The 24,948-nt window shown below is 63.2% G+C and carries 24 protein-coding genes, 1 tRNA gene and 2 pseudogenes; 18 read left to right on the forward strand and 9 right to left on the reverse strand.

The features are described from left to right. Nucleotides 1-104: 104 nt before the first annotated feature. From CLN94_RS10380 to CLN94_RS10410, 7 genes and pseudogenes are all read left to right on the forward strand, one after another. Nucleotides 105-1,568, forward strand: a complete 1,464-nt coding sequence (locus tag CLN94_RS10380; protein ID WP_096433871.1) for a tetratricopeptide repeat protein — start codon at nt 105-107, stop codon at nt 1,566-1,568. A gap of 134 nt (nt 1,569-1,702) precedes the next feature. Continuing rightward, a pseudogene (locus CLN94_RS14140) lies at nt 1,703-3,319 on the forward strand (esterase-like activity of phytase family protein); the annotation flags it as partial. A gap of 1,718 nt (nt 3,320-5,037) precedes the next feature. Further along, nucleotides 5,038-6,189, forward strand: coding sequence for a phage portal protein (locus tag CLN94_RS10390; protein ID WP_245845196.1), 1,152 nt, complete (start codon nt 5,038-5,040; stop codon nt 6,187-6,189). Next, the gene (locus tag CLN94_RS10395) at nt 6,182-6,529 is read left to right on the forward strand and encodes a gene transfer agent family protein (RefSeq protein WP_096433874.1); all 348 of its coding nucleotides are present in this window, start codon (nt 6,182-6,184) and stop codon (nt 6,527-6,529) included. The genes CLN94_RS10390 and CLN94_RS10395 overlap by 8 nt, the downstream gene beginning before the upstream one ends. Then, nucleotides 6,526-8,022 carry a phage major capsid protein gene (locus CLN94_RS10400; RefSeq protein WP_096433875.1) on the forward strand — a complete coding sequence of 499 codons (1,497 nt, stop codon included), beginning with the start codon at nt 6,526-6,528 and terminating at the stop codon, nt 8,020-8,022. Before CLN94_RS10395 ends, CLN94_RS10400 begins: the two co-directional genes overlap by 4 nt. Before the next feature lie 4 nt (nt 8,023-8,026). Then, complete coding sequence (locus tag CLN94_RS10405; RefSeq protein ID WP_096433876.1) at nt 8,027-8,641, forward strand: phage tail assembly chaperone; 615 nt, start codon at nt 8,027-8,029, stop codon at nt 8,639-8,641. After that, nucleotides 8,641-8,982 carry an HNH endonuclease signature motif containing protein gene (locus CLN94_RS10410; protein ID WP_096433877.1) on the forward strand — a complete coding sequence of 114 codons (342 nt, stop codon included), beginning with the start codon at nt 8,641-8,643 and terminating at the stop codon, nt 8,980-8,982. The genes CLN94_RS10405 and CLN94_RS10410 overlap by 1 nt, the downstream gene beginning before the upstream one ends. 244 nt (nt 8,983-9,226) lie before the next feature. Here CLN94_RS10410 and CLN94_RS13830 read toward each other — a convergent pair whose 3' ends face one another. From CLN94_RS13830 to CLN94_RS10430, 3 genes are all read right to left on the reverse strand, one after another. Beyond that, nucleotides 9,227-9,910 (reverse strand): hypothetical protein, encoded by a 684-nt coding sequence (locus tag CLN94_RS13830; protein ID WP_179300287.1) that lies wholly within the window; start codon nt 9,908-9,910, stop codon nt 9,227-9,229. Beyond that, entirely contained in the window at nt 9,907-11,103 is a 1,197-nt protein-coding gene (locus tag CLN94_RS10425) for a DNA methyltransferase (protein WP_179300288.1), read from the reverse strand. Before CLN94_RS10425 ends, CLN94_RS13830 begins: the two co-directional genes overlap by 4 nt. 220 nt (nt 11,104-11,323) lie before the next feature. After that, nucleotides 11,324-11,761, reverse strand: coding sequence for a hypothetical protein (locus CLN94_RS10430; protein WP_096433881.1), 438 nt, complete (start codon nt 11,759-11,761; stop codon nt 11,324-11,326). Nucleotides 11,762-12,050: 289 nt separating this feature from the next. Here CLN94_RS10430 and CLN94_RS10435 point away from each other — a divergent pair, with 289 nt between their 5' ends. From CLN94_RS10435 to CLN94_RS10460, 6 genes are read left to right on the forward strand one after another with little or no spacing between them, the layout of a single operon-like run. After that, nucleotides 12,051-12,338 (forward strand): head-tail connector protein, encoded by a 288-nt coding sequence (locus CLN94_RS10435; protein ID WP_096433882.1) that lies wholly within the window; start codon nt 12,051-12,053, stop codon nt 12,336-12,338. Nucleotides 12,339-12,341: 3 nt separating this feature from the next. Then, nucleotides 12,342-12,821, forward strand: coding sequence for an HK97 gp10 family phage protein (locus CLN94_RS10440; protein ID WP_096433883.1), 480 nt, complete (start codon nt 12,342-12,344; stop codon nt 12,819-12,821). Continuing rightward, nucleotides 12,814-13,236 carry a DUF3168 domain-containing protein gene (locus CLN94_RS10445; RefSeq protein ID WP_096433884.1) on the forward strand — a complete coding sequence of 141 codons (423 nt, stop codon included), beginning with the start codon at nt 12,814-12,816 and terminating at the stop codon, nt 13,234-13,236. The genes CLN94_RS10440 and CLN94_RS10445 overlap by 8 nt, the downstream gene beginning before the upstream one ends. A gap of 2 nt (nt 13,237-13,238) precedes the next feature. Beyond that, complete coding sequence (locus CLN94_RS10450) at nt 13,239-13,550, forward strand: phage head closure protein (RefSeq protein WP_143598908.1); 312 nt, start codon at nt 13,239-13,241, stop codon at nt 13,548-13,550. Then, entirely contained in the window at nt 13,547-14,188 is a 642-nt protein-coding gene (locus tag CLN94_RS10455) for a hypothetical protein (protein ID WP_096433886.1), read from the forward strand. The genes CLN94_RS10450 and CLN94_RS10455 overlap by 4 nt, the downstream gene beginning before the upstream one ends. Next, nucleotides 14,185-14,574 (forward strand): phage terminase small subunit P27 family, encoded by a 390-nt coding sequence (locus tag CLN94_RS10460; protein ID WP_096433887.1) that lies wholly within the window; start codon nt 14,185-14,187, stop codon nt 14,572-14,574. Before CLN94_RS10455 ends, CLN94_RS10460 begins: the two co-directional genes overlap by 4 nt. Here CLN94_RS10460 and CLN94_RS10465 read toward each other — a convergent pair. Then, entirely contained in the window at nt 14,571-14,879 is a 309-nt protein-coding gene (locus CLN94_RS10465; RefSeq protein ID WP_143598909.1) for a hypothetical protein, read from the reverse strand. The two genes, CLN94_RS10460 and CLN94_RS10465, sit on opposite strands and share 4 nt — an antisense overlap. 40 nt (nt 14,880-14,919) lie before the next feature. Here CLN94_RS10465 and CLN94_RS10470 point away from each other — a divergent pair, with 40 nt between their 5' ends. Continuing rightward, a complete protein-coding gene (locus tag CLN94_RS10470) occupies nt 14,920-15,702 on the forward strand; it encodes a terminase large subunit domain-containing protein (RefSeq protein ID WP_245845198.1) in 783 nt (260 codons plus the stop codon). 85 nt (nt 15,703-15,787) lie between these two features. Here the strand turns inward: CLN94_RS10470 and CLN94_RS10475 are convergent. Continuing rightward, nucleotides 15,788-15,862: transfer RNA gene (locus tag CLN94_RS10475), tRNA-Gln, on the reverse strand. A gap of 78 nt (nt 15,863-15,940) precedes the next feature. Between CLN94_RS10475 and CLN94_RS10480 the strand changes: the two are divergent. Beyond that, nucleotides 15,941-17,152 (forward strand): annotated as a pseudogene (locus tag CLN94_RS10480) (BaiN/RdsA family NAD(P)/FAD-dependent oxidoreductase); the annotation flags it as partial. A gap of 121 nt (nt 17,153-17,273) precedes the next feature. Here CLN94_RS10480 and kdsA read toward each other — a convergent pair. The 3 genes from kdsA to CLN94_RS10495 are packed head-to-tail and all read right to left on the reverse strand — an operon-like array spanning nt 17,274 to nt 20,433. Further along, a complete protein-coding gene (gene kdsA, locus CLN94_RS10485; protein WP_096433890.1) occupies nt 17,274-18,107 on the reverse strand; it encodes a 3-deoxy-8-phosphooctulonate synthase in 834 nt (277 codons plus the stop codon). A 15-nt stretch (nt 18,108-18,122) separates the two neighbouring features. Further along, nucleotides 18,123-19,796 carry a KpsE/RkpR family capsule polysaccharide export protein gene (locus CLN94_RS10490; RefSeq protein WP_096433891.1) on the reverse strand — a complete coding sequence of 558 codons (1,674 nt, stop codon included), beginning with the start codon at nt 19,794-19,796 and terminating at the stop codon, nt 18,123-18,125. Continuing rightward, nucleotides 19,783-20,433 carry an ABC transporter ATP-binding protein gene (locus CLN94_RS10495; RefSeq protein ID WP_096433892.1) on the reverse strand — a complete coding sequence of 217 codons (651 nt, stop codon included), beginning with the start codon at nt 20,431-20,433 and terminating at the stop codon, nt 19,783-19,785. The genes CLN94_RS10490 and CLN94_RS10495 overlap by 14 nt, the downstream gene beginning before the upstream one ends. 179 nt (nt 20,434-20,612) lie before the next feature. On the opposite strand from CLN94_RS10495, the gene CLN94_RS10500 reads away from it, so the two are divergent. Together CLN94_RS10500 and CLN94_RS10505 are read left to right on the forward strand one after the other, a co-directional pair. Next, nucleotides 20,613-21,191 (forward strand): uracil-DNA glycosylase family protein, encoded by a 579-nt coding sequence (locus CLN94_RS10500; protein ID WP_096433893.1) that lies wholly within the window; start codon nt 20,613-20,615, stop codon nt 21,189-21,191. Further along, on the forward strand, nt 21,188-21,985 hold the full coding sequence (locus tag CLN94_RS10505; RefSeq protein WP_096433894.1) for an SseB family protein: 798 nt from the start codon (nt 21,188-21,190) through the stop codon (nt 21,983-21,985). Before CLN94_RS10500 ends, CLN94_RS10505 begins: the two co-directional genes overlap by 4 nt. A gap of 67 nt (nt 21,986-22,052) precedes the next feature. On the opposite strand, the gene CLN94_RS10510 is transcribed toward CLN94_RS10505, so the two are convergent. Next, nucleotides 22,053-22,475 (reverse strand): DUF1489 family protein, encoded by a 423-nt coding sequence (locus CLN94_RS10510; RefSeq protein ID WP_096433895.1) that lies wholly within the window; start codon nt 22,473-22,475, stop codon nt 22,053-22,055. Between the two features lie 155 nt (nt 22,476-22,630). On the opposite strand from CLN94_RS10510, the gene CLN94_RS10515 reads away from it, so the two are divergent. Continuing rightward, the gene (locus tag CLN94_RS10515) at nt 22,631-24,904 is read left to right on the forward strand and encodes an adenosylcobalamin-dependent ribonucleoside-diphosphate reductase (RefSeq protein ID WP_096433896.1); all 2,274 of its coding nucleotides are present in this window, start codon (nt 22,631-22,633) and stop codon (nt 24,902-24,904) included. The last annotated feature ends 44 nt before the right edge of the window (nt 24,905-24,948 follow it).

The following is a 24,948-nucleotide window of genomic DNA, read 5'->3' on the forward strand; positions in this document are numbered from 1 at the left end:
GGAGGGGGTGCTTTCGCCCGTGCCCGAGTGTCGCGCCCTGCGCCAGATCATGGCCGAATCCGGCCCGAAGGTGGTATGATTTGTCTTTGCAGGAGGAGGTCGCCATGCGTGTTCATCACAAGTTTCAAGGCACGGCTCTTGCCATTCTGGCCGCCGTGATCTGGACAGGGAGCGGGGGCGCCCCGGGGGCGCAGACCAGCGAGGGCGCGGTTGCGCCCGGAGCGGAGGCCGTGGCCGCGCCGGTGACGCTGAGCGCGGCCGAGGCGGCTGCGCTGCGCGAACGCGGCGAGGGATTGCTCTATGGCATCGCCCCCGCGATCAAGAATGTCGCGGCCGGGGTCGATCTGCTTGATCAGGCGGCGCAGGCCGGGGACGTGACGGCGCAAGAGGTTCTCGGAAAGGTGCTGATCGACGGCTATTACCTGCCGGCGGAGCCCGAGCGCGGGCTGGCCTTGCTGGAGATGGCGGCGGCGACGGGCAGCGGCAAGGCGCGGCTCGTGATGGCGCAGACCTATCTGTGGGGGCTGGGCGTGCCGGTGGATACCGCCCGCGCGCAGGCACTGCTGCAAGAGGCGTCTGACGCGGGTTACACCCCGGCGCAGGCGGTTCTGGGCGAGCAACTGGTCGGCGGCTGGGTCTTGCCGCGCGATATCGCGGCGGGGCAGGCGCTGTTGGAACAGGCGGCCGGCGAAGGCGAGGTCAAGGCCAAGCTCGCGCTGGGATCGTTTCATCTCTATGGCATCGGCCTGCCCAAGGACACGGCGCGCGCGCTGGCGCTGTTCGAAGAGGCCGCTGAGGCGGGCAATGGCGAGGGGCTCGCGCAATATGGCGAGACGCTGATGTGGAAAAACACCGATCCCGCCGCCGCCGAGGCCTATCTGACGCGCGCGGGGAATATGGGCGTCGGCGCGGCCTGGACGATCCTCGCCGAAGGGGCGATGTATGGCTACCTCGGCCCGCGCCGCAAGTTCGACGCCTTCGCCGAAAAGGCCCGCGCTGCCGGTAGCGAACGCATCGAGGTGCTTGATGCGACGCGCCGGATGTGGGGGATCTCGATGCGCGCGAACGGCCCCGAGACGCTCTGGCAACTGACGCAGGCGGCCGAGGCGGGCAATGCGGAGGCCGCGAAATTCCTGATCAGCCTGTTGCGCGACGGCAACCGGATGAATATTCGCCGCGATCTGGACGAGGCCGAACTGGCGCTGGAGCATTTCATACCGCTGCTGAGCGAGCGTGAGATCTGGCAATATCAACTGACCTTCTCCGCCAAGCGGGCGCGCTACGACACGCGCTACGAAGAGGTCGCGCAACTGGCCGCCGAGCACCCCGAGCACATGACGACCTGGCTCGGCAAGGAGTTGTACCAGGCCAACCCGAATGTCGCGATCTACATGGCGCAGAAGCTGCTGCAACGCGATGGGCTCTATCAGGGCAAGCTCGATGGCTATGTCGGCCCGCTCACGGTGAAGGCGCTCAAGAAGGCCTGCGAGACGATCGACCAGCCCGCCGCCTGCCGCGACAGCGTGCTGCGCCCCGAGGTCATCGCCGCCGTTCTGGTGCGCGGCTGAGGCGCTTCGCAGGGTGACCGGCCCAGGCGGCTGATCGCGCGTATTGTCACAAATTTTTCGCGGCGGCGTCACCTGACTGAGACGGTCGCCGCCGAGGAGAGGTGGATTGCAACCCGCTACGGAGTGACCCACCGATGCTCTTGACCCGTTTGTGCCTGACCTCGGCGCTGGCCCTTTGCGCGCAGGGCGCCATGGCCGAGATGAGCTTCAACCGCATTGCCAGCTTTGCCACCGTCGACAATATGGCCGAGGCCGACGACCACGGTCGTGAAAGCTCGGCCGAAATTATCGCAGCCTCGCCGGATGGCATGACGCTGGTCTATACCGACAGCCCGCTGGGCGTGATCGCCCGGATCGACATCACCGACCCGCGCGCGCCGAAGCCGCTTGGCACTGTCGCGATGGGTGGCGAGCCGACGGCGGTCTCGGTCGCGGGGCCGAATGCGCTGGTCGCGGTGAACACTTCGGAAAGCTACACGGCGCCGTCGGGCAAGCTGGTCACGGTCGATCTGGCCTCGGGCGAGATCCGCGGCGAATGCGATCTGGGCGGGCAGCCGGATTCGACCGCCGTCGCGCCCGACGGGTCGTTCCTCGCGATCGCGATCGAGAACGAACGCGACGAGGATGCCGGTGATGGCCGGGTCGGCCAGATGCCCGAAGGCTGGCTGGTCAAGCTGCCGCTGTCAAAAGGCACCCCCGATTGCGCGGCGCTCCAGAAGATCGCGATGACCGGCCTTGCCGAGATCGCGCCCGAAGACCCGGAGCCCGAATTCGTCGACGTGAACACCTCCGGCGAGATCGCCGTCACGATGCAGGAAAACAACCACATCGTGGTGATTGGCGCCGATGGCTCCATCGCGGCGCATTTTCCGGCCGGCTCGGTGGACCTCACGGGGATCGACACCACCGACGAACGCGGCGCGCTGATCTTCTCGCAAGAGCAACCCGGCCGCCTGCGTGAGCCCGACGGACTCGGCTGGATCGACGACAACCATTTCATCACCGCGAATGAGGGCGACATGGACGGCGGCTCGCGCGGGTTCACGGTGTTCCGCAAGGACGGCACCGTGGTCTATGAAAGCGGCCCCGAACTGGAATACGAGATCGTCCGCATCGGCCATTATCCGGACAAACGCTCGGATGCGAAGGGCGTGGAGCCCGAGGGGATGGAAATCGCCCGTTTCGGCGAGACGACCTTTGCCTTCATCCTCTCCGAGCGCGGCTCGATCGCGGCGGTCTATGACGTGACCGACCCGTCGGCGCCGAAGCTCAGGCAACTGCTGCCCTCGGGGATCGCGCCGGAAGGCGTGATGGCGATCCCGTCGCGCAACCTTCTGGTGACCGCGAACGAGGCCGACCTGATCGAGGATGGTGGCGCGCGGGCGCATGTCATGATCTACGAATATCAGGATGCGCCGCCCGCCTATCCGCAACTGACCTCGGCCGGGACCGAGACGCTGATCGGCTGGGGCGCCCTGTCGGGGCTGACCGCGCTGGACGGCAAGCTCTATGCGGTCAATGACAGCTTTTACGGCTACCAGCCGACGATCTTCGAGATCGACCCGACGCAGGTGCCCGCGCGCATCACCCGCGCGATCCGTGTCACCCGCGCCGGCTGGCCCGCGCAGAAGCTCGACCTCGAAGGTATCGTCGCGGATGGCGAGGGCGGCTTCTGGCTCGCCTCCGAGGGGCGCACCGACCGGCTCGTGCCGCACGCGCTCTATCACGTCAACGCCGAGGGCGAGATCAAGGCCGACCAAGAAAACGCCGTCTGGGATCACTACACGGCCAGCATTGAGCGCGATGATGTTGAGCGCCTTCACCGACCGACCGAAGAGACGCTTGAGGCTGCCAAGGCCGACCTGATCGAGACGGTTCAGACCTCGGAGATAGACCTAACCGACCCGCTCGCGCTCCTCGACGTAACACTTGACTATCAGGTGCTGAAAGAGACTTCGAAGATCAGCGCTGCGGCGCGGTCGGTGAAGCTCGCGGACATGCGCAAACACCTGACCAAGGGCGAGACGGCACTGATCGCGTCCGAGGTGAATGAGTATCTGCGCGCAAACAAACTCATTGCCGAGCCTGGATCGCCCGGATGGCTGAGCCTAGCACGCGCCATGATGCGCGCTGAGATAGAGGCGCTACAGCGCACCCTAGAGCGCGACAAGGGCGACTACACCGGCCAACCCCATGACCCTCTCGTGAAGCCCGCTACAGGCGCGCGCAGAGAGCTTGCGAAGCCCGGTGAAACAATCATGGAAGTCTTCGAGATATTCGCCGCTGAGAACAAGAACGGCGTGGCGCAGGACCGCATCAACCAGTCGCGGCGCGATGTTGGCATTTTCGTTCAGATGGTCGGCGCTAGTTTCCCTATCTCTCGGATCACTAAGGTTGAGGTCAGAGAGTGGAAGCAGCTTCTGAAAAAGTATCCGGTCAAAGCGACGGAGACCAAAGTCTTTGCCGGGATGAATATTCATCAGATCGTCAAGGCGAATGAAAAGGAAGGCAAGCCTGTGATCGCCGACCGGACAGTGAACCGCTACCTGTCGAGTCTGAGCGCGCTTTTGTCTTGGTCCGAGGAGAACGGATACATAGACCGCAACCCGGTCGAGAAGATGATGCTGAAAAAGGAAAGCTCGACCCCCACCCTGCCCTACACGTCCGACCAACTGAACAAGCTGTTTAGTTCGCCGTGGTTCGCAGGGTGCCAGAGTGCCGACGAGTGGCGCAACGTGGCGAAGCCCGGCAATGTGCTGATCCGAGACCACCGCTTCTGGGTGCCGTTGATCATGCTGTTCTCGAGCGCGCGCCCCGGTGAGATCGGCCAGCTTGCCGTCACGGACGTGCGCGAGCTGCATGGGCACTGGATCATGCATATCACCACCGAGGGCGATGAAACCGAGGAAGGCAAATCGGTGAAGACCGAAGGCTCTATGCGCGTGGTGCCGGTTCATCCTGAGCTAATCCGGTTCGGCTTTCTTAGCTACCATGAACAGCGTGTGAAGGAAGGCGGCTCGCAGCTATTCCCCGGAGCGAAGCGGAATGAGCGCGGTCAGATGATGGCCGATGTATCGCGTGAGTTCGGGCGCTACATGACCCGGATCGGCCTCAAGGAAGGTCGCGGCCTGTCGCTCTATTCGTTCCGGCATGGCGCTACTGATGCCCTTCGCAGGGCTGGATATCTCGACAAGGAATTCGGCTTCATTCTCGGACATGCTGAACCCTCAATGACGGGGCGCTATGGCATCATGCCTCAAGGGATACTTGAACAGCGTGTAGAGCTGATTAACGCTATCGCCTACCCCGGCCTAAATCTCGACCACCTCGCCGCGTAATACTGATGAACCCCCTTAGTTTAGGGGATTCACACTCGCCATTTGATATGTTATAATATCCACATTGCGAGTGTATTTGTTTCGAGTGACCTTTGTTTCAGAAAGTCCTTTCCCTTTTCACGAGGAAGGCGGTGGGAGTCTCGGACCCCACCGCCCTTCCGATCTTCGGCATTGTGCCGACCCTGACCGGCAAGAGCGTCACCGCTGAAAGCGCGCTGCGCGTTCCCGCTGTCGCCTGTGCCGTTGCCCTGATCGCTGAGACTGTCGGCAGCCTGCCGGTAAAGCTCTTCGAGCGCGAAGGCCGCGCCGCCGTCACCGAGCATCCGGCCTACAAGCTGATGCATGGCGAAGCGAACCCGTGGACCTCGGCGGAAGCCCTGCGGGTGCAGCTCACGACCGATGCGCTCTTGCGCGGGCATGGCTTCGCGCTCGTGGTGCGCAACGGGGCAGGGGAGCCGGTAGAGCTGCACCGCCTTGAACCGCATCAAGTGCAGATCGAGACCGACGACTTCGGCGAACCCACCTACCTTGTGCAGCTTGCGGACGGACGCCACCGTTACCCGTTCTCGGACGTGCTGCACGTCAGCGCCTTCGGGGGCGCATCCCCGATCACTCTGGGCCGCGAGGCAATCGGCCTCGCTCTGGCTTTCGAAGAGCATATCGCCAAGCTCTTCGCCAACGGCGGCAAGCCGGGTGGCATCCTCAAGACCGAAAAGACGCTCGGCGACGAAGCCAAGGGCAAGCTGGCTGCGAGCTGGACCGCTGCGCACGGCTCGGGCCGCACGGGTGGCACCGCCATTCTTGACGAAGGCATGGCTTACGAGAGCGTCACCATGACGCTCGCCGATAGCCAGTTCTCCGAAAACCGCCTTGAGCAAATCCGCGAGATTGCCCGCGTCTTCCGGGTGCCGCCGACCATGCTTTTCGAGCTGACGCGCGGCACATGGTCAAACACCGAGGAAATGGCCCGCCAGTTCCTGCAAGTGACGCTCAAGCCGTGGCTGGCGTCCTGGGCGTGGGCCTATGCCCGGTGCCTGCTGACGCCCGAGGAACGGCGCGAGCTGTATGTGGAGTTCGTCACCGACGATCTGACCACCACCGACACCGCCGCCCGCGCCACCGCTTACGGCCAATATCGCAGCATGGGTGCCATGACCGCGAACGAGGTGCGGGCCGGTCTGAACCTGCCGCCCCACGATGACGGCAACACGCTTGAGAACCCCTATACCTCGACCGGCGCAGCCCCTGTGCCTAATTCCCAGAAAGCCCCTTTGAATGACTGACCAGATTACCCTTCGCGCGTTCTTCGGTGACGGCGAACGCAGCTTCACCCTGACCGACCCAATGCTGGCCGAGCTGGAACGCATCACCGGCCTTGGCGTCGGTGCGGTCTACTTCCAGCTTGTGAACCTCGCCTATCCGGCGAACGTGCTGCAAGAGATCATCCGGCTCGGTCTGATCGGCGGCGGCACTGACCCCGAGGAAGCCAAGCGGCTCTGTGCGACCTATGCCGCGAACCGCCCGCTTGCCGAGACCTTCCCGCTCGCGTTCGAGATCATGGAAGCGCGGTGGAATGGTGTTGCCAAGCCTGACGCCGCCCCGGCGCTCAAGGTGGTCGCATGACCGACCGGCTTGAGATCAAGGCCGACCTGTCCGTCACCGACGCGGGCGAGATCACCGGCATCGCGTGGCCGTTCGGTTCTGCTGACCGCGTGGGCGACGTGATCGTCAAAGGTGCCTTCACCGGCCCCGCGACGCTGCCCATGCTCTTCGCGCACGATCAGGCGCAGGTCATTGGCGTCTGGGAACAGATCGCCGAGACCGACACCGGCCTGACGGTGAAAGGCCGTCTTCTGATCGAAGACGTGGAGCGCGCCCGTGAAGTGCGCGCGATGGTCAAGGCGGGTGCCGTCTCTGGCCTCTCTATCGGCTTCGTCACCAAGGACGCCAAGCGCGAGGGCAAGGGCCGCCGCATCACCGCTCTTGAACTTCACGAAATCAGCATTGTTGCCGTCCCGGCGCATCCGGGCGCGCAGATCGCCTCTTTGAAAACCGCCATTCTGAACAAGGAAATTTCTCAAATGGAAAATGAAGAAACCAAGGCCCAGGTGCCGCAGATCGACACCAAAGCCTTTGACGAGATCAAGGCCCGCCTCGACAAGCTCGAAGCCAAGGGCAACCGCCCCGGTGTGACCGGCATTCAAAGCCCGCTCATGACCGAAGACGAGGTGAAGGGCTTTACCGACTACCTGCGCACCGGCGACCGCAAGAACCTCGCCTACAGTGCGCCCTCGACCGGCAACATTCTCGCGCCCGAGGCCGTCTCGGCTTCGATCATCGAGAAGATCGCCGAACAATCGCCGATGCGTGGCCTCGCCTCGGTTATCAGCATGGGCGGCCCGCTTCTGCAACTGCCCCGCTTGGTGGATGAAGTTCAGCCCGCCCACGTCACCGAGACCGCAGCGCGCCCCGAGTCCGAACCGAGCTTCGAACAGATCGACCTCAAGCCGCATGAAATGGCCGTTGTCGTCCCAGTGACGCGCATCCTGCTGGAAGACGCCCAGGTTGATCTGAACGCCTACCTCGCCAATCACATCGCCCGCCGCTTCGGCCAGATGGAAGCGCAATGGCTTGTCACCGGCAACGGCACCACCGCCGCCGAAGGCGTGATGACCTCGGCGGAAGTTCCCGAGCTGGAAGTCGCCGGTCTGGACGGCGACGCGCTTGTTGACCTCTTCTATGCGCTGAAATCGGCCTATTCGAAGAACGGCGCGTGGATGATGAACCGCAAGACGATGGCGACGGTTCGCAAGCTCAAGGACACGGACGGCACCTATCTGTGGCAGTCGGGCCTGACGAGCGGCCAGCCTGCAACCCTTCTGGGCCGCCCGGTCTATGAGGCCGTTGATATGGCCGACCCGACCGCAGGCAACACGCCCATCGTCTTCGGTGACTTCGCGTCGGGCTACACCATTGCCGACCGCACCGGCTTTGAGATCCTGCGCGACGACTACACCGGCGCGGCAAACGGTATCGTCAAGCTGCACGCCCGCCGCCGCGTGGGTGGCCGCGTGGTTCTGGGCGAGGCCTTGACCAAGCTCAAGCTGGCAGCCTGAGCCTATGCACCCGCTGGCGCGCAGCTCTGAGGTGGTGGTGCGTTACGGCAGTCATGCTGTGACGCTTCGCCCGAGCCTGCGCGCGGCGATGACGCTTGAGCGCCTGCATGGTGGCTGGGAAGGTCTCATTCTCCACCTCTCCCAACTCCACACGCAAACCGTGTGGGCGATCATGCGGGCCTCGGCGGTTTCTGGTTCCGCTGCCGAGGCCCTTTTGCATTCCCTTGCGAACCGACCGCTCGATGAGATTAAGGAGGCCGTCGCTGAGCCTCTGGGCGAGCTTCTGGGGTTGTTCCTCGCGCCTATGGATGCAGAACCCACCGACACGCCGCCGCCTTCTACCGCGAAGCCTAAGCCGTGGTCAGAGGCGTATGCCGATCTGTTCCGCATCGGCACCGGCTGGCTTGGCTGGACGCCCACCGAGACCTGGGCCGCAACCCCGCTTGAGATCGCCCAAGCCTTCGAAGGCCACGTTGCGAAGCTCAATGCCATTCATGGGGCAGGCGAAGCCGAGACCCCCACCGGCCAGACCGAGGAACAGCGCGCCGCGAACATCGCTGCCGGTCTCGACCCCGACTTTGACCGCACAGGACTGCGCGCCCTGAAAGGAAAGCTCTGATGCCCCGCCCGCCCCACGTCTGCACCTGTGGCCGCACTGTGCCTCACGGCAAGCGCTGCCAGTGCCAGATCGAAAGCACCCGCGCCCGGAACCGTCGCCATGATGCGCGCCGCCCTAGCGCCCGCCAGCGTGGCTACACGACTGACTCGCAGAAGGCCCGCGCCGAATATCTGATGTTTCATCCTGAATGCGTGATCTGCGGTGCGCCCGCGACCGTTGTCGATCACATCACACCGCACCGGGGGAACAAGGAGCTGTTCTGGGACTGGCGCAACTGGCAAAGCCTCTGCGCCCACCACCACAACAGCGCCAAGCAACGGCAGGAGCGGGCGCAGGCATGAGCCGCGAGCTGTGGCAGGCCGTGCTGATGCGCGCCATTGACGACGCTGTGCATGGGGTGCCTGCGTCTGGCGTATCACCCGAGCGCCGCGAGTTCGAGACCCAAGAGGCCCGCCGCTTCCTGACAAGGCCGAGCGCAGACCTCGACCTTGTATGCACCTTCGCTGGCGTTGAACCCGAGGCGGTCAGGGGCAGGATGCGAGAAAACGCATTTGTCGCCTCGGGTAGGCGTTTTCCTTGAGGAAACTAGTTCACCCGGACATTCGCGAGAATTCGATCTTCTTCATACATGCGACGGTTGTCCGAGTTGAACTCCGCTTTCATATCGCACGACATGCCGTAGAGATCGGCGATCGTAAAGCCCATCGGCACGTAATCGCGCAGGTCTCTTGCCCTGTCATCTTTCTTTCCGTTCACCCCTCGGTCATAAATCTCAAATCCGACGACTAGGTGATGGGCATCGCAAGACACTTTGGGATCGTCGGAAGGTGAGAAGTAGAACGAACGTTGAGTTGTCGAATGGTTCTCAGCCGCGTAGCTTTTGACCTCAACATAAATCGGCACGCCGTCGCGTTCCACAAAAAGGTCTGGGTAGGCTGTGGCTTTCCCGAGGCCCTCCTTTGTCTTGGCGGGTGCTGTATTGAAGCCATGGGCTGAGAGAAACTTCGCGACATACGGCTCCATGTCGTTCCCAACTTCATTTGGTCGCGGGCGTCGAATTGGATTCTCTTGTATCTCCCGGCATACATCAGTCATCGCATTGATGAATCTCTCAAGAAATATTGAGTTTTCTTCGGTGTTTTTGTCGAACTTTATTACGTCTGTATTGCAGGTAGATTTAACAATAACTTCAAATGGCAAACCTTTTAAAGGCTTAAGCATTTGAGCCAAAATTTCTTCGAGAAGTTTTTCTCGCTCTGTAGTCATCATGTTCTCCGGAATATGACTATGCGGTTTGTATTCGTCCCGGCTGCATTGTTACCAACGCCCCAACAGTTTGAGGTTTTGGTAAAATCTTGCTGGTTGATCATGACCGCTTCAGGTTCTATAGCGAGTCCGCTAGAAGCTTCAAGAACGTGTTCCTCAAGGAAAACGGTCTTGTTTCTTACCTCACCAACTTCATATGCGATATGCCCGCCCGGCTTAGTGATGCGCACTAGTTCTCGGAGTGTCTGGTGGGTGAAGTCTTGCCAGTCTTCGACTTTTTTATGGCTTGAAATGCCCACCTTTTCAACTTCGATCCCAGCGAACCAGCACCGCAACCAGTTATCTGCCTCGTATTGAACGATGTCCAAAAAGGGTGGTGAAGTTACTGTAAGCGAAACACTTGCGTCAGGAATTTCATTGGTCTCGTGCGATTTCTTGGTCAGTAGTTTATAGCTATCAGTCGACGCGCCCCCTTGAGAGAGAAGAGACTTCGACTTCTTCAAGATTATGTCTGGGACTTCTCTGCGGGTCGGCGATTGATTGCGCTTTGCGTTAATCTTGACCTGCGTTTCAATGCTCACCGCTTGGTTCGGCGGCATGGTGTAGACAGAAAAGAAACCGGGCGAATGCCCAGTGAGGCGGTTGATCGCAACCATTCGAATCCACTTGTCAGTGTTATCGAGAAGGTTGTTGTTGCTTCGCTCGATCATCCATGACCGCAACCCTTCAATCATTGCTAGGGTGTCCGGGTGATAGAAAGGGAGAAGTTCGTCATGTTCAAAGTCGTCAAACGACTTCCACGGTATCTCCGCCAAGCGTTCACGAACTTGTCCGAGTGTCGGCGTGTTTAGTCTGGGTTCCGTAAGGAGGATGCTCAGGGGGTTCGCATCATTCCCGAAGGCTACACGACCTTTGAGGTTCGCTTCAATTGGTGTGGTCCCGCGCCCCATGAAAGGGTCATAGACGACGTCGCCTGGTTCCGTCAGAAGATCTATGAAGAACGCAGGCAGTTGCGGCTTGAAGCAGGCACGGTAGCTCACTTCATGAAGTCGGTGGCCCTGCCTTTGGCCCGCCGTCCAGAACTCGTTAATGTAGTGTGGGACACCGTTGCGCACCTCCACGATGCTCTCGCCCCCGAATTCGGAGAACGTCGCCAGCCGTGTCTGAAGTCGCGAGTGGTTTAGGGTGTCGCGCATTTCTAACTGCATTCTGCTTGCCCTGCTCGGTTGCACTTGGGACGCATGTGTAGCCCATGTTCCTGAGCCGGGCTACCGTGAAACTTTGTGGCCCCAGTAGGACCGGCGGGGGGAGGTTCACGCAGGATTGTCCCTAAATAACTTTTCGAGAGCGTATCAAGGCGCTGGATGCCAGTTGAGCCAGGGCCGCCGATGATCGCGGCCCTGATCGTTTTTGGGCTTAGTCGTCCGACTTCGGCGAGAACGTCGAAGGCTTCTTGGCTTCCGGCTCCCTCGCGGCGGGCGCCGGAGCGTGCTGGAACTGGATGCCGCAGTTCTTCTTGATACTGACTTTCTCGATGGCTTCGAGTTCACCCTTCAGGCGGCCAAGCTCCGAAGCCGTTTCACCGTTGCCGTCGATGAAGAACGCGGCCGGCCAGAAGAGAACCAGCGCGACGCCGGTCGCAACGGCATCGCTGCTCGCTTTCTCGTTCTGGACCCCAGTCAGTCGCGCTGCTTGGCTGGAAACCCGTTGAGCCTCTTCACTCAACTGGCGGCAGGAGTAAGACTCATACTGCATGGGAGAAATATACTGTGCCGAAATCTCATTGGCATTCTTCGCACAAGCGGAAACCGCAACGCTTGCAGCAAGCCCGAGAGCAACAAACTTAGAACGCATGAACTATCCTTTCTGCATACGTGTGCGCTAGAAAAGGTTAACGAAGTCAGGGCATTCAACTTTTCGCGTCTCGTTCGGTGCCCGTTTCAGGCTTGTCGTGTTTGGTGCGCAACAGAGAATTGACCTCGGGGTCATATTTTTAAGGCGATGCTGGCGAAGTGAGGTATGGCTTTGTGAAAATCACGGTCGCGTGATGCATTCGTGATTGACTTTGTTTCGACTCTTCAAATGCTTGGCGTGATATGTTATGTAATAACATAGATGCCTTTTCGTTTATGAGTTTGCGAGTATGCCTGTTGTTTCCGTTGCTGAGCTGAAAGCCCAGCTCAACCTTGACCATGATCTTGACGACGCGCTTCTGGCGTCCAAGATCGCCGCCGCCGAACACTACTGCCAGTCCTTTATCGGCCCCTGGAACAGCGCCAGCATCGACTCTGCGCTCTTCAACCAAGCCGTCCTGATGCTGGCAGCCTACTGGTATGAAACCCGCGAGGCCGCACAGGTCGGGGGCAACCCCTACGCGGTGCCTTTCGGCGTTCACGACATGCTGCAACCGCTGCGTCAATGGGTGGTGTGAGGCATGGCCGGTCTGGACCTGAACGCGCAGGCCGCACGGCTTGCCAAGCGCCTCGAAGCGATCCCGAATGCGGTTCTGCAAGACGTGCGCCCTGCCGTGGTGGCCTCTGCGGAAGACCTTACGCATGTGGCGCGCAGCCTCGCGCCGGAAGACGAGGGCGACCTGAAAGCCTCAATCGTGGTGACGCCGCCCGGTGCGGAGACGCCCGCCTATGCAGAGGGTGGTGGCCGTCGCAGGGCGGGCGAGAACCAAGCGCTTGTGACGGTCGGCAACCCCGAGCAACGCCACGGGCATCTTGTGGAGTTTGGAACCGACCCGCACGTAAACGCGGGGCAGTTCGCGGGCACTCAACACCCCGGCACCGAGGCGCAACCCTTCCTTCTGCCCGCTGCACGTCTGACAGAAGCCCGTGCGCGCCGCCGCATCGGGCGGGCCATCGGGCAGGCTATGCGCAAGGCAGCACAAGGGGGCAGCCATGATTGACCCCGCGCTGGCCTTCCAAACCGCCGTGCGCTCTGCGTTGATTAATGCGCCCGAGGTGGTGGCGCTTGTGCCTGCCGGTAATATCCGCGCGGGTTCCGTGCGCTCTGAGCGCTTGCCCTCGGTTGTCCTCGGCGATGCGCGCACCGAGTTCCTGGGCTGTGCTGCCGGGTCGCAGCGCCTCGCGCGCGTGTTTCTCACGTTGCACATCCGGGCACAGGAAGACGGGGCCGACACCGCGCGCCAGATCGGTGCTGCGGTGCATGGGGCGCTTGAGTTCGGGCCGCAGGACACGCCCGAGCTGATGATGGACGAATGGCAACAGCCGCGCGTGGTCTGGCTGCGCGACCCTAAGCCCGAGCTGAGCCTGACGCATGGCGTTATGACCCTTGAGGCCGTTGTTCGGTGGAGGGTCTGACCATGCAGTCTGGAAAACTTCAAAACCGTATCGAGCTGCAACGCATGACCGAGACCGTTGCGGCCTCGGGTGCCGTGTCGGGCGAATGGGAGACCTACGCGACCGGGCGGGCCGAGCTGCGTCAGGCGGGTATCTCGGAATTCCTGACGACCTATGGCGAAGGCGTGAGCAACAATGCGGTGTTTCTGATCCGCTGGCTTCCGGGCGTGAGCGTGGCAGATCGCATCCTGCACAACGGCAAGGCGTGGAACATCGTCGCGATTGCCGAGATCGGGCGCAGGCGTGGCCTTGATCTGCGGGCGGTGGCAGCATGAAGCCCGTCGCCATCTTCCTCTATGAGTTGTCGGGCAAATCCGCCGAGCCGTTCGCGGCTGCGGGGTGGGATTGCTACTGCATTGACATTCAACACCCCGGCAACCGCAGCGTGGGCAACGTGCATTTCGTTCAGGCCGACGCACGGCGCTGGAAGCCGACGCGCGACATGGTGGAGCGCTGCCGGTTCTTCGCGGCCTTCCCGCCGTGCGATGATCTGGCGACCTCTGGCGCGCGCTGGTTCAAGGGTAAGGGGCTACATGCGCTCTCGGATGCAATCGAGTTGTTCGCCATCGCCGCCGAGTGGGCCGAGTTCTTCGAAGTGCCTTACCTGATCGAGAACCCGCGCAGCACGATCAGCACCTACTGGCGCAAGCCCGATCACACTTTCGACCCGTGCGACTATTCCCAGCTCGCGCCGTCTGAGCATTACACCAAGAAAACCTGCCTCTGGACGGGCGGCGGGTTCGTCATGCCGCCGAGGGCATCGCTTCCCGGTCCTGCCCAGATGAACGTTATCCGCGACATGGCCGGGAAAGGCCGCGACCGGGCGAACGCGCGCAGCGTCACGCCTATGGGGTTCATGCGGGCGACCTATGAGGCGAACTTTAGTGCGCCTGCGCTGGCGGTGGCAGCATGAGCGTGCATCAACGAGGCATCAAGCCAGCGCTCTCTGCTGACACCGAGGCGCTGACGAAAGCGCCACCCGCGCCGACCTACCTCGCGGCCCATGCAAAGGCCGAGTGGAAAAGGATTTTTCCGCAGTTGATCGCCCGTAGAATCCTCACCCGCGCCGACCTTGCGGGCGTGGAGGCGTATTGCTCGGCGGTAGGTATCTGTCGGCAGATCGAAGAGCAACGCGCGGGCGGTCTGATCGACCCGAAGCTGTTTGGGGTGTGGAACCGGGCGGCGCAGACCGCGCGCCAGCTCGCGAGCGAATACGGCCTCACGCCGACCTCTCGGGCGCGGATCGGACTTGCTGGTCCTGTGGCACCCGAAGAGGACGACGATCCGTTGAATGTTTAGCTTATCGGCAGTGCGAACCTCTGAATGATCAGGAGAGCTGAAATAATTACGGCGGCAACCATGAAGCCCTTTGGCTTGTCTTTGCGATATGCCAGTCCGATGCAGCTCATGATCAAAACGCTGATGCCCAGCCCAACGCCCTCTGAAATTTTCGCGCCAGCAATCGCAGAGTCTCCAGATAGGGCGGGCAGGTTGAGTATCAGGCCGAAGAAGACCAGAACGGCAGCCACAGTAAGCAGGTAACGCTTCTTTGCAGTCATGATTTTTCCATATGAAACAATGAGTAGCGCCGAGAAACCAAACATGAAGTGCCCTGTCAAGGGGGGCACCTATCCGGCTTGGGTCATGGACAACTCGCCCATTCCCGACCCGCTCGGGCATGGCGAGCGCGCGGTGCAGTTCCTGCGCCGCCTGCGTCACCCGGCCAGCACAGCACCCAAGCGCGCCTTCCAGCTCGCGCCGTGGCAGGAGCGCATCGTTCGGCGCATCTACGGCCCGCGCAACGCGGACGGCTCGCGCGTGGTCAAGACGGTCTTCCTGATGATCCCTCGGGGCAACCGGAAGACCTCGCTGGCGGCGGCGCTGGCGCTTCTGCACCTCTTCGGGCCTGAGCGGGTGCCTGCGGGGCAGATCATCTTTGCGGCTTCGGATCGGGAACAGGCGGGCATCGGCTTTCGGGAAGCTGCCGAGATCATCCGCCAGGACAAGCGCCTTGAGGCGGTCTCGCGCATCTACGACGCGCACAACGCCCCGAAGGCGGTCAAAAGCACCCGCGACGGCTCGGTGTTGAAAGCCGTTTCCTCGGATGGACGCGCGCAGCACGGCACGACCCCGACCTTCATTCTCGCTGATGAAATCCACGTCTGGCAGGGGCGCGACCTCTGGGAAGCATTGCAGTCGGGCATGCGGGGCTGGCCCGCCCCGGTGACGCACCAACGTCGCGAAGCGGGCTGCGATTACTGGGCGAGTGCGCGGAGGGCATCCGAAAACCCCCAGACGGCACGGCGGCTATTCTCTGGCTGCGCGGTGCCGAACTTTGGTCTAGAGGGCGGGGCTTCGCGGCCCTGCCCTCTTTCCGTTTCGAGACCTAGATGCGTATTCGGCATTTGTGAGTCGTTTACGGGCTAAAAAGCCACGTGCTACACACACGCGACTGTAACACACGGCGCGACGCCTGTTTCGCAAGTCATTGAAAATAAATGGAAATTTTGAGTGGCTGGGGCGGTAGGATTCGAACCTACGGTGCGCGGTACCAAAAACCGGTGCCTTACCACTTGGCTACGCCCCAACGTGGGGCGGTGTTTAGCCAAGGCGGCGGGCGGCTTCAAGGGGAAAATCACACGAATTTCGTTGCTCTTCTCCGGGCGGGGGGGCTAAGGCAGGCAGCATGGAAAAAGTTGATGTTCTGGTGCTGGGCGCGGGGGCGGCCGGTTTGATGGCGGCGGCCGAGGCGGCACGGCGGGGGCGCCGGGTGCTGGTGCTCGATCATGCCGCGCATCCGGGCGAGAAGATTCGCATCTCGGGGGGCGGGCGGTGCAATTTCACCAACCGTGACCTGACCCGCCAGAACGCGACCGAACGATTCCTCTCGGAAAATCCGCGCTTTGCGCTTTCGGCGCTGTCGCGCTTCACGCCGGCCGATTTCATCGCGCGGGTCGATCGTGCGGGCATCGCCTGGCACGAGAAGCACCTCGGGCAGTTGTTTTGCGATGGCAAGGCGACCCAGATCACCGAGATGCTCCTGGACGATCTGCGGGCGGGCGGAGGGCATCTTTGGCTCGGCACCGAGATCGAGGCCGTGCAGCGCGATGGCGAGGCCTATCTGGTCTCGACCAGCCAGGGGGAGATTCTGACGGCCAGCCTCGTGGTGGCGACCGGCGGCAAGTCGATTCCCAAGATGGGCGCCACGGGCTTCGGCTATCGGCTGGCGGAACAATTCGGTCTGCCGCTTATAGAAACGCGCCCCGCGCTGGTGCCGCTGACCTTTGCCGAACAAGACCTCGCGCAATGCGCGCCGCTCTCGGGCATTGCGCGCGATGCTCGTGTGCGCCACGGCAAGACGGTCTTCGACGAGGCGCTTCTGTTTACCCATCGCGGCCTCTCGGGGCCGGCGATCCTGCAGATTTCCAGTTATTGGCGCGAAGGCCATACGCTTGAGATCGACCTTGCGCCGGGGCGCGACATCGCTGCCGAGCTGGCCGAGATCCGCCAGCAGGGTGGCAAACTCGCGACGCATAATGCGTTGGGACGGCTCTTGCCGGACAAGCTCGCGGCCGGGATCTGCGCCGAGCTTGGCATCGCGGGGCGGCTCGCCGATCATGGCAATAAGTCGCTCGCCCTGATCGGAGACCGTATTCATCGCTGGCAGGTGCGCCCGGTCGGATCTGAGGGCTATCGCACCGCCGAGGTCACGCTGGGCGGCGTTTCAACCGCCGCACTCGACGCCCGAACGATGGAGGCGCGACAGGTGCCGGGGCTCTATTTTGTGGGTGAGGTCGTCGATGTGACCGGCTGGCTGGGCGGATACAACTTCCAATGGGCCTGGGCGTCGGGCTGGGCCGCCGGGCAGGTGGCCTGACGGGCGCCGGGGCTCTGCCCCGGACCCCGGCGTATTTTCACCAAGAAGAAAGGGTGGGGAGGAACGCCCCTGCAGGTTTCTTCTTGGCCCAAATACGCCCGCCGGAGGCGTCCCGAAGGTGTCACAGGCGGATCGGGTTGTCCTTGGCGAGGCGGTCGAATTCCATCAGCGTTTCGATCAGCTTCGGCATCTGGTCGAGCGGGATCATGTTGGGCCCGTCCGACGGCGCGGTGTCGGGCGCCTCGTGGGTTTCGATGAATACACCCGCGATGCCGAGCGCCACGGCGCAGCGCGCCATCACCGGCGCGAATTCGCGTTGCCCGCCCGAAGAGCCGCCCTGACCACCCGGTTGCTGCACCGAATGGGTCGCGTCCATGATTACCGGGTAGCCGGTTTTCATCATCTCGGGCAGGCCGCGCATGTCGGCGACCAGCGTGTTGTAGCCGAACGAGGTGCCGCGCTCGGTCAGCAGGATGTTCTCGTTGCCGGTCGAGGCGACCTTGGCGGCGACATTGGGCATGTCCCAGGGCGCGAGGAACTGGCCCTTTTTCACGTTCACGGCCTTGCCCGTCTCGCCCGCGGCCAGAAGCAGGTCGGTCTGGCGGCAGAGGAAGGCGGGGATCTGCAGGACGTCGACCACTTCGGCCGCGGCGCGGGTCTGTTCGATGTCGTGGACGTCGGTCAGCACCGGGCAGCCCAGTTCGGCGCGCACTTTTTCCAGCACCCGCAACCCGGCTTCGATGCCGATGCCGCGCTTGCCTTTCAGGCTGGTGCGGTTGGCCTTGTCGTAGCTGGCCTTGAAGATGAACTGCGCCCCGGCCTGCGCGCAGGCGCGGGCCATCTCGGTGGCGATCATCAGTGCATGCGCCTCGGTCTCCAGCTGGCAGGGGCCGGCGATCACGGTCAGCGGGCGGTCATTGCCGACGGTCAGGCCGCCGATTTTCACGTCTTTCATCTTTTCCTCCGGTCGTCAGCTCGCGACCTGTTCGCGCAGGATCGAGGCGGTCAGCGACAGCATCAGATAGATGCCCGAGAAGATCAGGAAAGCCAACAGCGTGTTCTCGAATGCGCGCGGATAGGTGGGTTCGTCGGGGGCGATCGGGCTCACGCCCATCTCAAGGTAGCGCACCTGCTTGTTGGCCTCGATCCGCGAGCTTTCGACCTGCTCGGCGGCAGCGGCCAAGAGCATCTGGCGGGTTTCCAGTTCGGCCTCGGCAAGGCGCAGCTGGCCGGTGACCGAGGCGAGCGACTCGCCCGCGGGGCCGGTGCTGGTGGTAAGCTGGGCGCGCAGCTCGGCGATCAGCTGTTCGAGCCGCTGGATCTCGCCGCGCACGCCTGCTACGCGCGCCTCGTTCGGGCGCGGGTTATCGAGCAGCTGGCCCAGCTCCAGTTTCTTCTGCTGCAACTGCGTCTCAAAGCCTGAAACCTGCCCCATCACCGAGCTGGTTTCCGAAACCGGATCGAGGATGCCGACCTGTTCCTGCAGGTGCAGCACCTTCGCCTGAGCGGCAAAGACCTTGGCTTCGGCGTCGTCGTAATTCTCGCGCGCGCCCTGCATCTGGTCGCCGCGCAGGCGCTGGGTCAGGTTATCGACCTGTTCCTCGGCGTAGGAAATCAGCGATTCCGAGAAGCTGCGCGACAACTCCGGATCGGCTGCGATCACCTCCATCCGGACGATCCCCTCGGAGGGGTCGTATCCGATCTGGACCATGTCACGATACAGCTTGAAGGCCTCTTCGTTGGTGGCATTGGTGGGCAGGCGCTTGAGCGGGTCGATCCGGTCTTCCTGGAAATGCGCCTTGAACCCCTGATCCTCGTCGAGCCGCAGCATCGCCTGGCGCGATTGCAGGTAGCTCTGCACGGTGATCGAATCCTGCGCGGTGGCGAGCTGTGTGCCCGAGAACAATCCGCCCAGTCCCGAGCCGCCCATGCCATCGGCCTTCTGGATCACGAATTCGCTCTTGGTGGCGTAAAGGGGCGTCGCGACGGCAAAGTAATACCAGCCCGCGATCAGCGTCGGCAGGAACACGAAAAACGCCAGACGCACCGCCAGAAGCGTCAGCTTGCGGCGGCGGCGGCGGGCGATGTCGCGCTGAATGGCAATGATTTCACGGGCGGACTGGTCGGGCGAAAGGTAGTCGCCGGGGCTGAATTGGCCGGGCTGCGTGGTTTGCGGCACAGCAGCGGCTTTCTCGACCCGGGCCAGCGCACGCGAGCCTTTTTCTTCTTTCGCGCCGCGCACGACCGAGAGGATGCTGCCGCGTTCGAACGGGTCGATCCCCCTGCGGCGCAACAGCGCGACGGCCTCGAAATCCGAGCTCGCCTCGATGCCGTTCTTTTGCGCGAGCCGTCGCGCAAGGCGCAGCTGGCGCCCGGTCAGGCCTTCGGCGCGCACCGCCTCGACCTCGGCGGCCAGCCCGTCCGGGGCGGTCGTGGTTTCCGGCTCCGGGGCTTGTGCGGTTGGAAAGAGGCCCGGGCCGAAGCCATCGTCATGCGGCATGGTAAAGGGCATCTCGGTGGAATTGGCGGGCTGCACTTGAGCCGGCGGCTCGCTCGGTGCGGCGGGCGGAGCCGTGGGCGCCTTGGCGGGCGCAGGCGTGCTGGTGCGACGGATCCGGTATTTGGTGGCCTTAGGAGTAGTCATACATCCGTTTCGCTTCTTCCAGAGTGTCGAACATGTGGAGCTGCCCGTTGCGCAGCACCGCGGCCCTTCGGCAGAATTTCTCAAGTGTCGCAGCCTGGTGCGAGACCACGATCACGGTGGTGCTTTGCAGCCGTTCGCGCAGGATCGCGCCGGCCTTGCGGTTGAACTCCACATCGGTGGTGGCCGGCATGCCCTCGTCGATCAGATAGATGTCGAATTCCAGCGCCAACAAGAGGGAAAAAGTGAAGCGCGACTTCATACCGGAGCTGTAGACGCCGATCGGCTGGTCGAAATATTCCTCGAGGCCGCAGAGCCAGCGACAGAAAGCCTCGACGTAATCGGGGTCGAGCCCGTAGAGCCGCGCGATGAACCGCGCGTTCTCGCGCGCGGTATGTTTCGGCACGACGCCGCCCATGAAGCCGAGCGGGAAGGAGACGCGGCAGGTCTTGCGGATTTCGCCCTCGTCGGGTTTCTCCAGCCCCGCCATCATGTTGATCAGCGTGGTCTTGCCGGTGCCATTGGGGGCGAGGATGCCGAGCGATTGCCCGAGCTCGACGCGGAAGCTGGCGCGATCAAGGATGACCTTGCGCTGCTTTCCCGTCCAGAAGGACTTGCTGACATTGGTGAACTCCAGCATTCCCGCCGTTGGCTCCTGCCCGTTTTGCCTCCGCCCTTAGCGTGCCACCCTGCAGGCTGGCAGAGAAACCTTAACAAAGGGCCTTCATTTTTTCGTTGTCGGCATAATATGGGCAAAAGCCCGGTTTCACTAGGCCTGACGCGGCCAGGTGACAAAGTTGTAATGGATAAGGGGCGCGCGTGACGCTTGCGACCGAGATCGAGGCCTGCCGGCTGTGCGCCGAGCGGTTCGCCGCCACCGCGACGGCGCATGTGCCGCGCCCGGTGGTCTGGTTCCGGCCTGGGGCAAGGGTGCTGATCGTGGGGCAGGCGCCGGGCGCGCGGGTGCATGCCTCGGGGCGGCCCTTCACCGACCCTTCGGGGGACCGGCTGCGGGGATGGATGGGGGTTGGCGAAGACCAGTTCTATGACCGCGACCGGATTGCGATCGTGCCGATGGCGTTTTGCTTTCCGGGTTATGATGCGAAGGGCGCCGACCTGCCGCCGCCGCCTCTTTGCGCGCAGACATGGCGGGCGCGGGTGATGGCCGAGATGGGGTCGCACGCGCTGACCTTGCTGGTGGGCGGGGCCGCGCAGCGCTGGCATCTGGGCGCGCGCAATGTGACCGAGACGGTTTCGCAGTGGCGAATGCGCGCGCCGGGCGTGTTTCCCTTGCCTCATCCGTCCTGGCGCAATACGGGATGGCTCAAACGCAACCCGTGGTTCGAGGCCGATCTGCTGCCGGCCCTGCGCGCCCGGGTGAAGGAGGTTTTGCGATGACGCCCTATGACCGCGCCCATGCCGCGATGGAAGCCGATCCCGAGAACGAGGCGCTGCGCCTGGCGGTTTATGACCGGCTGGCCGATGCCGAGCTGTACCTGTTGCTCGAAGAGGAGCCCGAGGACGAAAACATCCGCCCGCAGCTGTTCTCGAGCGAGGAGGGCGATTTCGTGCTGGCCTTCGATCTGGAAGAGCGGCTGGCGGAATTCGTCGATGAGCCGATGCCCTATGCCGCGCTGCCGGGCCGGGTGATCGCGCAGCATCTGGTGGGCGAGGGCGTGGGGCTTGGCGTCAATCTCGGCGTGGCGGCCTCGGCGATGCTGTTGCCGCCCGAGGCGATGGAATGGCTGACCGAGACGCTGACGCATACGCCCGAGGCGCGCTCGGCCCGGCCGGCAAGCTTCGAGGCGCCTGCCCTGCCGCCGGCGATCCTTGGCCTGTTGCTGCCCGCCTTCGAGGCGAAATTCGAGCAGCTCGCGGGGCTGGCGAGCCATGCGCTGCTGGGCGGGGTGGTCTATGACGACGGGCATCGCGGCCACGTGCTGGCCTTTCTTGGCGCGCCCGAAGCTGCGCGGCCCGGGATCGCCAAGGCGATGGCCGAGGCGCTGGCCTTCTCGGGGCTGGATGCGGGCGAGCTGGACGTGACCTTCCTGGAGGAGGGCAACCCGGCGGCCGAGGTGCTTCTGGCGAAGGCGCTGGTGCTGCATCTGCCCGAGCGGGTCGAGGAAGAGGTGCAGGAGCTGAAGCCCTCGATGCCGGGGATGGACCCGGCAAAACCGCCGATCCTGCGCTGAGCCGTCACGCCGGGGGCTGTCTGCCCCCGGACCCCCGAGGATATTTCCGGCAAAATGAAAGCGGGGGTCAGCGCAGGCCGAGTTCGGAGAAGGCGCTGATCAGGTCGCGCGGCAGCGGGTCTTCGCGCTCGCGCAGTTTTGGCAGGTCGCGCGGGGCGTCTTCGGGCTTGAGGTAGCGCCAGCCTTGGAACGGGCGGCGGGGCAGGGCCTCGGTGCGGACCACGGCGCGGTCGAGGACGATGGCGCAGCGTGGAATGCCGTCGGCGCCCATCACCTCGTCGAGGGCGAGGATGCGCTGGCGTGCCAGCACCACGCCCTTGAACACCCAGTAAAGCGACCCGCCCGCCAGTATGTCTTCGGCGCGTTTCGGGGTCATCCGGGTGACATGCATTGCCGGCCCCGTGCCATAGCGGCTTGCCTGCCACTGGATCAGGTCTTCGACCTTTTCAGCGCCCACGCAGAGTTTGATCAGATGCACCATATCGGCCATGTCCGTTGAGTCCCTCCCCAATATAATGCGGATGACGGTCGGGGCAATGTTGACCGGAGCGGATCGGCTGCGTATCGTGAACACCCTTCGCCTGTGCCTCTGTCCGTGGCGGAGCCTGCCCCTTTCAACTTTTTGAGCTTCAAGAAGGACGACCGATGAGCCGTTTTGCCGCCCCAATCGCCGAGCAGATCTGGGACATGAAATATCGCCTGAAAGAGGCTGACGGCGCGCCTGTCGACAAGACGGTCGAGGATAGCTGGCGGCGGATCGCGCGCTCGCTCTCGGAAGTCGAGGCGGAGCCGGCGGTCTGGGAAGAGCGGTTTTATCACGCGCTCGAGGATTTCAAGTTTCTGCCGGCGGGGCGGATCGCGGCGGGCGCGGGCACGGGCCGGGCGGTGACGCTGTTCAACTGCTTTGTCATGGGCACGATTCCGGATTCGATGTCGGGGATCTTCGACATGCTGAAGGAGGCCGCGCTGACGATGCAGCAGGGTGGCGGCATCGGCTATGATTTCTCGACGATCCGGCCGCGCGGCGCGGCGGTGCACGGGGTGGCGGCGGATGCTTCGGGGCCCTTGTCCTTCATGGATGTCTGGGATGCGATGTGCCGCACGATCATGTCGGCGGGCTCGCGGCGCGGCGCGATGATGGCGACGATGCGTTGCGATCACCCCGATATCGAGCAGTTCATCACCGCCAAGCAGGACAGCGCGCGTCTGCGCATGTTCAACCTCTCGGTGTTGGTGACGGACCCGTTCATGGAGGCGGTGAAGGCCGACGGGCCGTGGGACCTCAAGTTCGAGGGTCGCGTTTATCAAACGCTGAACGCGCGCGATCTGTGGAACAAGATCATGCGCGCGACCTATGATTTCGCCGAGCCGGGGGTGATCTTCATCGACCGGATCAACCAGATGAACAACCTCGCCTATTGCGAGACGATTGCGGCGACGAACCCGTGCGGCGAGCAGCCGCTGCCGCCCTATGGCGCCTGTCTTCTGGGGTCGATCAACCTGGCGCGGCTGGTGACCAACCCGTTCGAGACCACGGCCGAAATGGACCCGAAGGCGCTTGACGAGCTGGTGCGTCTTGCGGTGCGGATGATGGATAACGTGGTTGACGCCTCGCGCTTCCCGCTGCCGCAGCAGGCCGAGGAGGCGCGCAACAAGCGCCGCATTGGCCTTGGTGTGACGGGTCTGGCGGATGCGCTTTTGATGCTGGGGCTGCGCTATGGCTCGGAAGAGGCGGCGGCGCAGACCGAGGCCTGGATGAAGCTGATCGCGCGGGCGTCTTACCTCGCCTCGGTCGATCTGGCCAAGGAGAAGGGCGCCTTCCCGCTGTTTGACGCCAAGAAATACCTCGCCTCGGGCAATATGATGCAGATGGACGCGGATGTGCGCGACGCGATCGCGACCCATGGCATCCGCAATGCGCTGCTGACCTCGATCGCGCCGACCGGCACGATCAGCCTCTACGCGGGCAACGTGTCGTCGGGGATCGAGCCGGTTTTTGCCTATGCCTACAAGCGCAAGGTGCTGCAAAAAGACGGCTCGCGCACCGAAGAGGAAGTGGTCGATTACGCGGTGCAGATGTGGCGCGACAAGTTCGGCGACAAGGCGCTGCCCGACTACTTCGTGAATGCGCAGACGCTGGCGCCTCTGGACCATGTGCGGATGCAGGCGGCAGCGCAGAAATGGATCGACTCGTCGATCTCGAAAACCATCAACTGCCCCGAAGATATCTCCTTCGACGCCTTCAAGGATGTCTACATGGAGGCCTTCGAGACCGGCTGCAAAGGCTGCACGACCTATCGCCCGAATGACGTGACCGGCTCGGTTCTGTCGGTCTCCGAGAAATCGGAAAAGGCGCCCGAGGCCGATCAGGGTGCCGATGTCGTCTATCTGACCGAGCCGCTCGATCGGCCCGCCTCGCTGGAAGGGTCGACCTACAAGATCAAGTGGCCGGGCTCGGAGCACGCGATCTACATCACCGTCAACGACATCGTGCAGGGCGGCCATCGTCGGCCCTTCGAGGTGTTCATCAACTCCAAGAACATGGAGCATTTCGCCTGGACGGTCGCGTTGACGCGGATGATCTCGGCGGTGTTCCGGCGCGGTGGCGACGTGAGCTTTGTCGTCGAAGAGCTGAAGGCCGTGTTCGACCCGCGCGGCGGCGCCTGGATGCAGGGGCAATACATTCCCTCGATCCTCGCGGCGATCGGCGGCGTGATCGAGCGGCACATGGTCTCGACCGGCTTCCTGAAGGGCGAGGGGATGGGGCTCAAGTCCGACCCGAAGGCCGAGGCGATGGAGATGGCCGTGGGCGACGAGCGCCCGCGCGGCCAGGCCTGCCCGAGCTGCGGTTCCTACGCGATGCGCAAGGTCGAAGGCTGCATGACCTGCGCCGATTGCGGCCATTCGAAGTGCGGCTGAGGCCGTGCTGAGGTTCGAAAACCGGGGCGCCGGGGCTTTGCGGC

This window comes from Pseudothioclava arenosa (assembly GCF_002358085.1).
Taxonomy (GTDB): Bacteria; Pseudomonadota; Alphaproteobacteria; order Rhodobacterales; family Rhodobacteraceae; genus Pseudothioclava; species Pseudothioclava arenosa.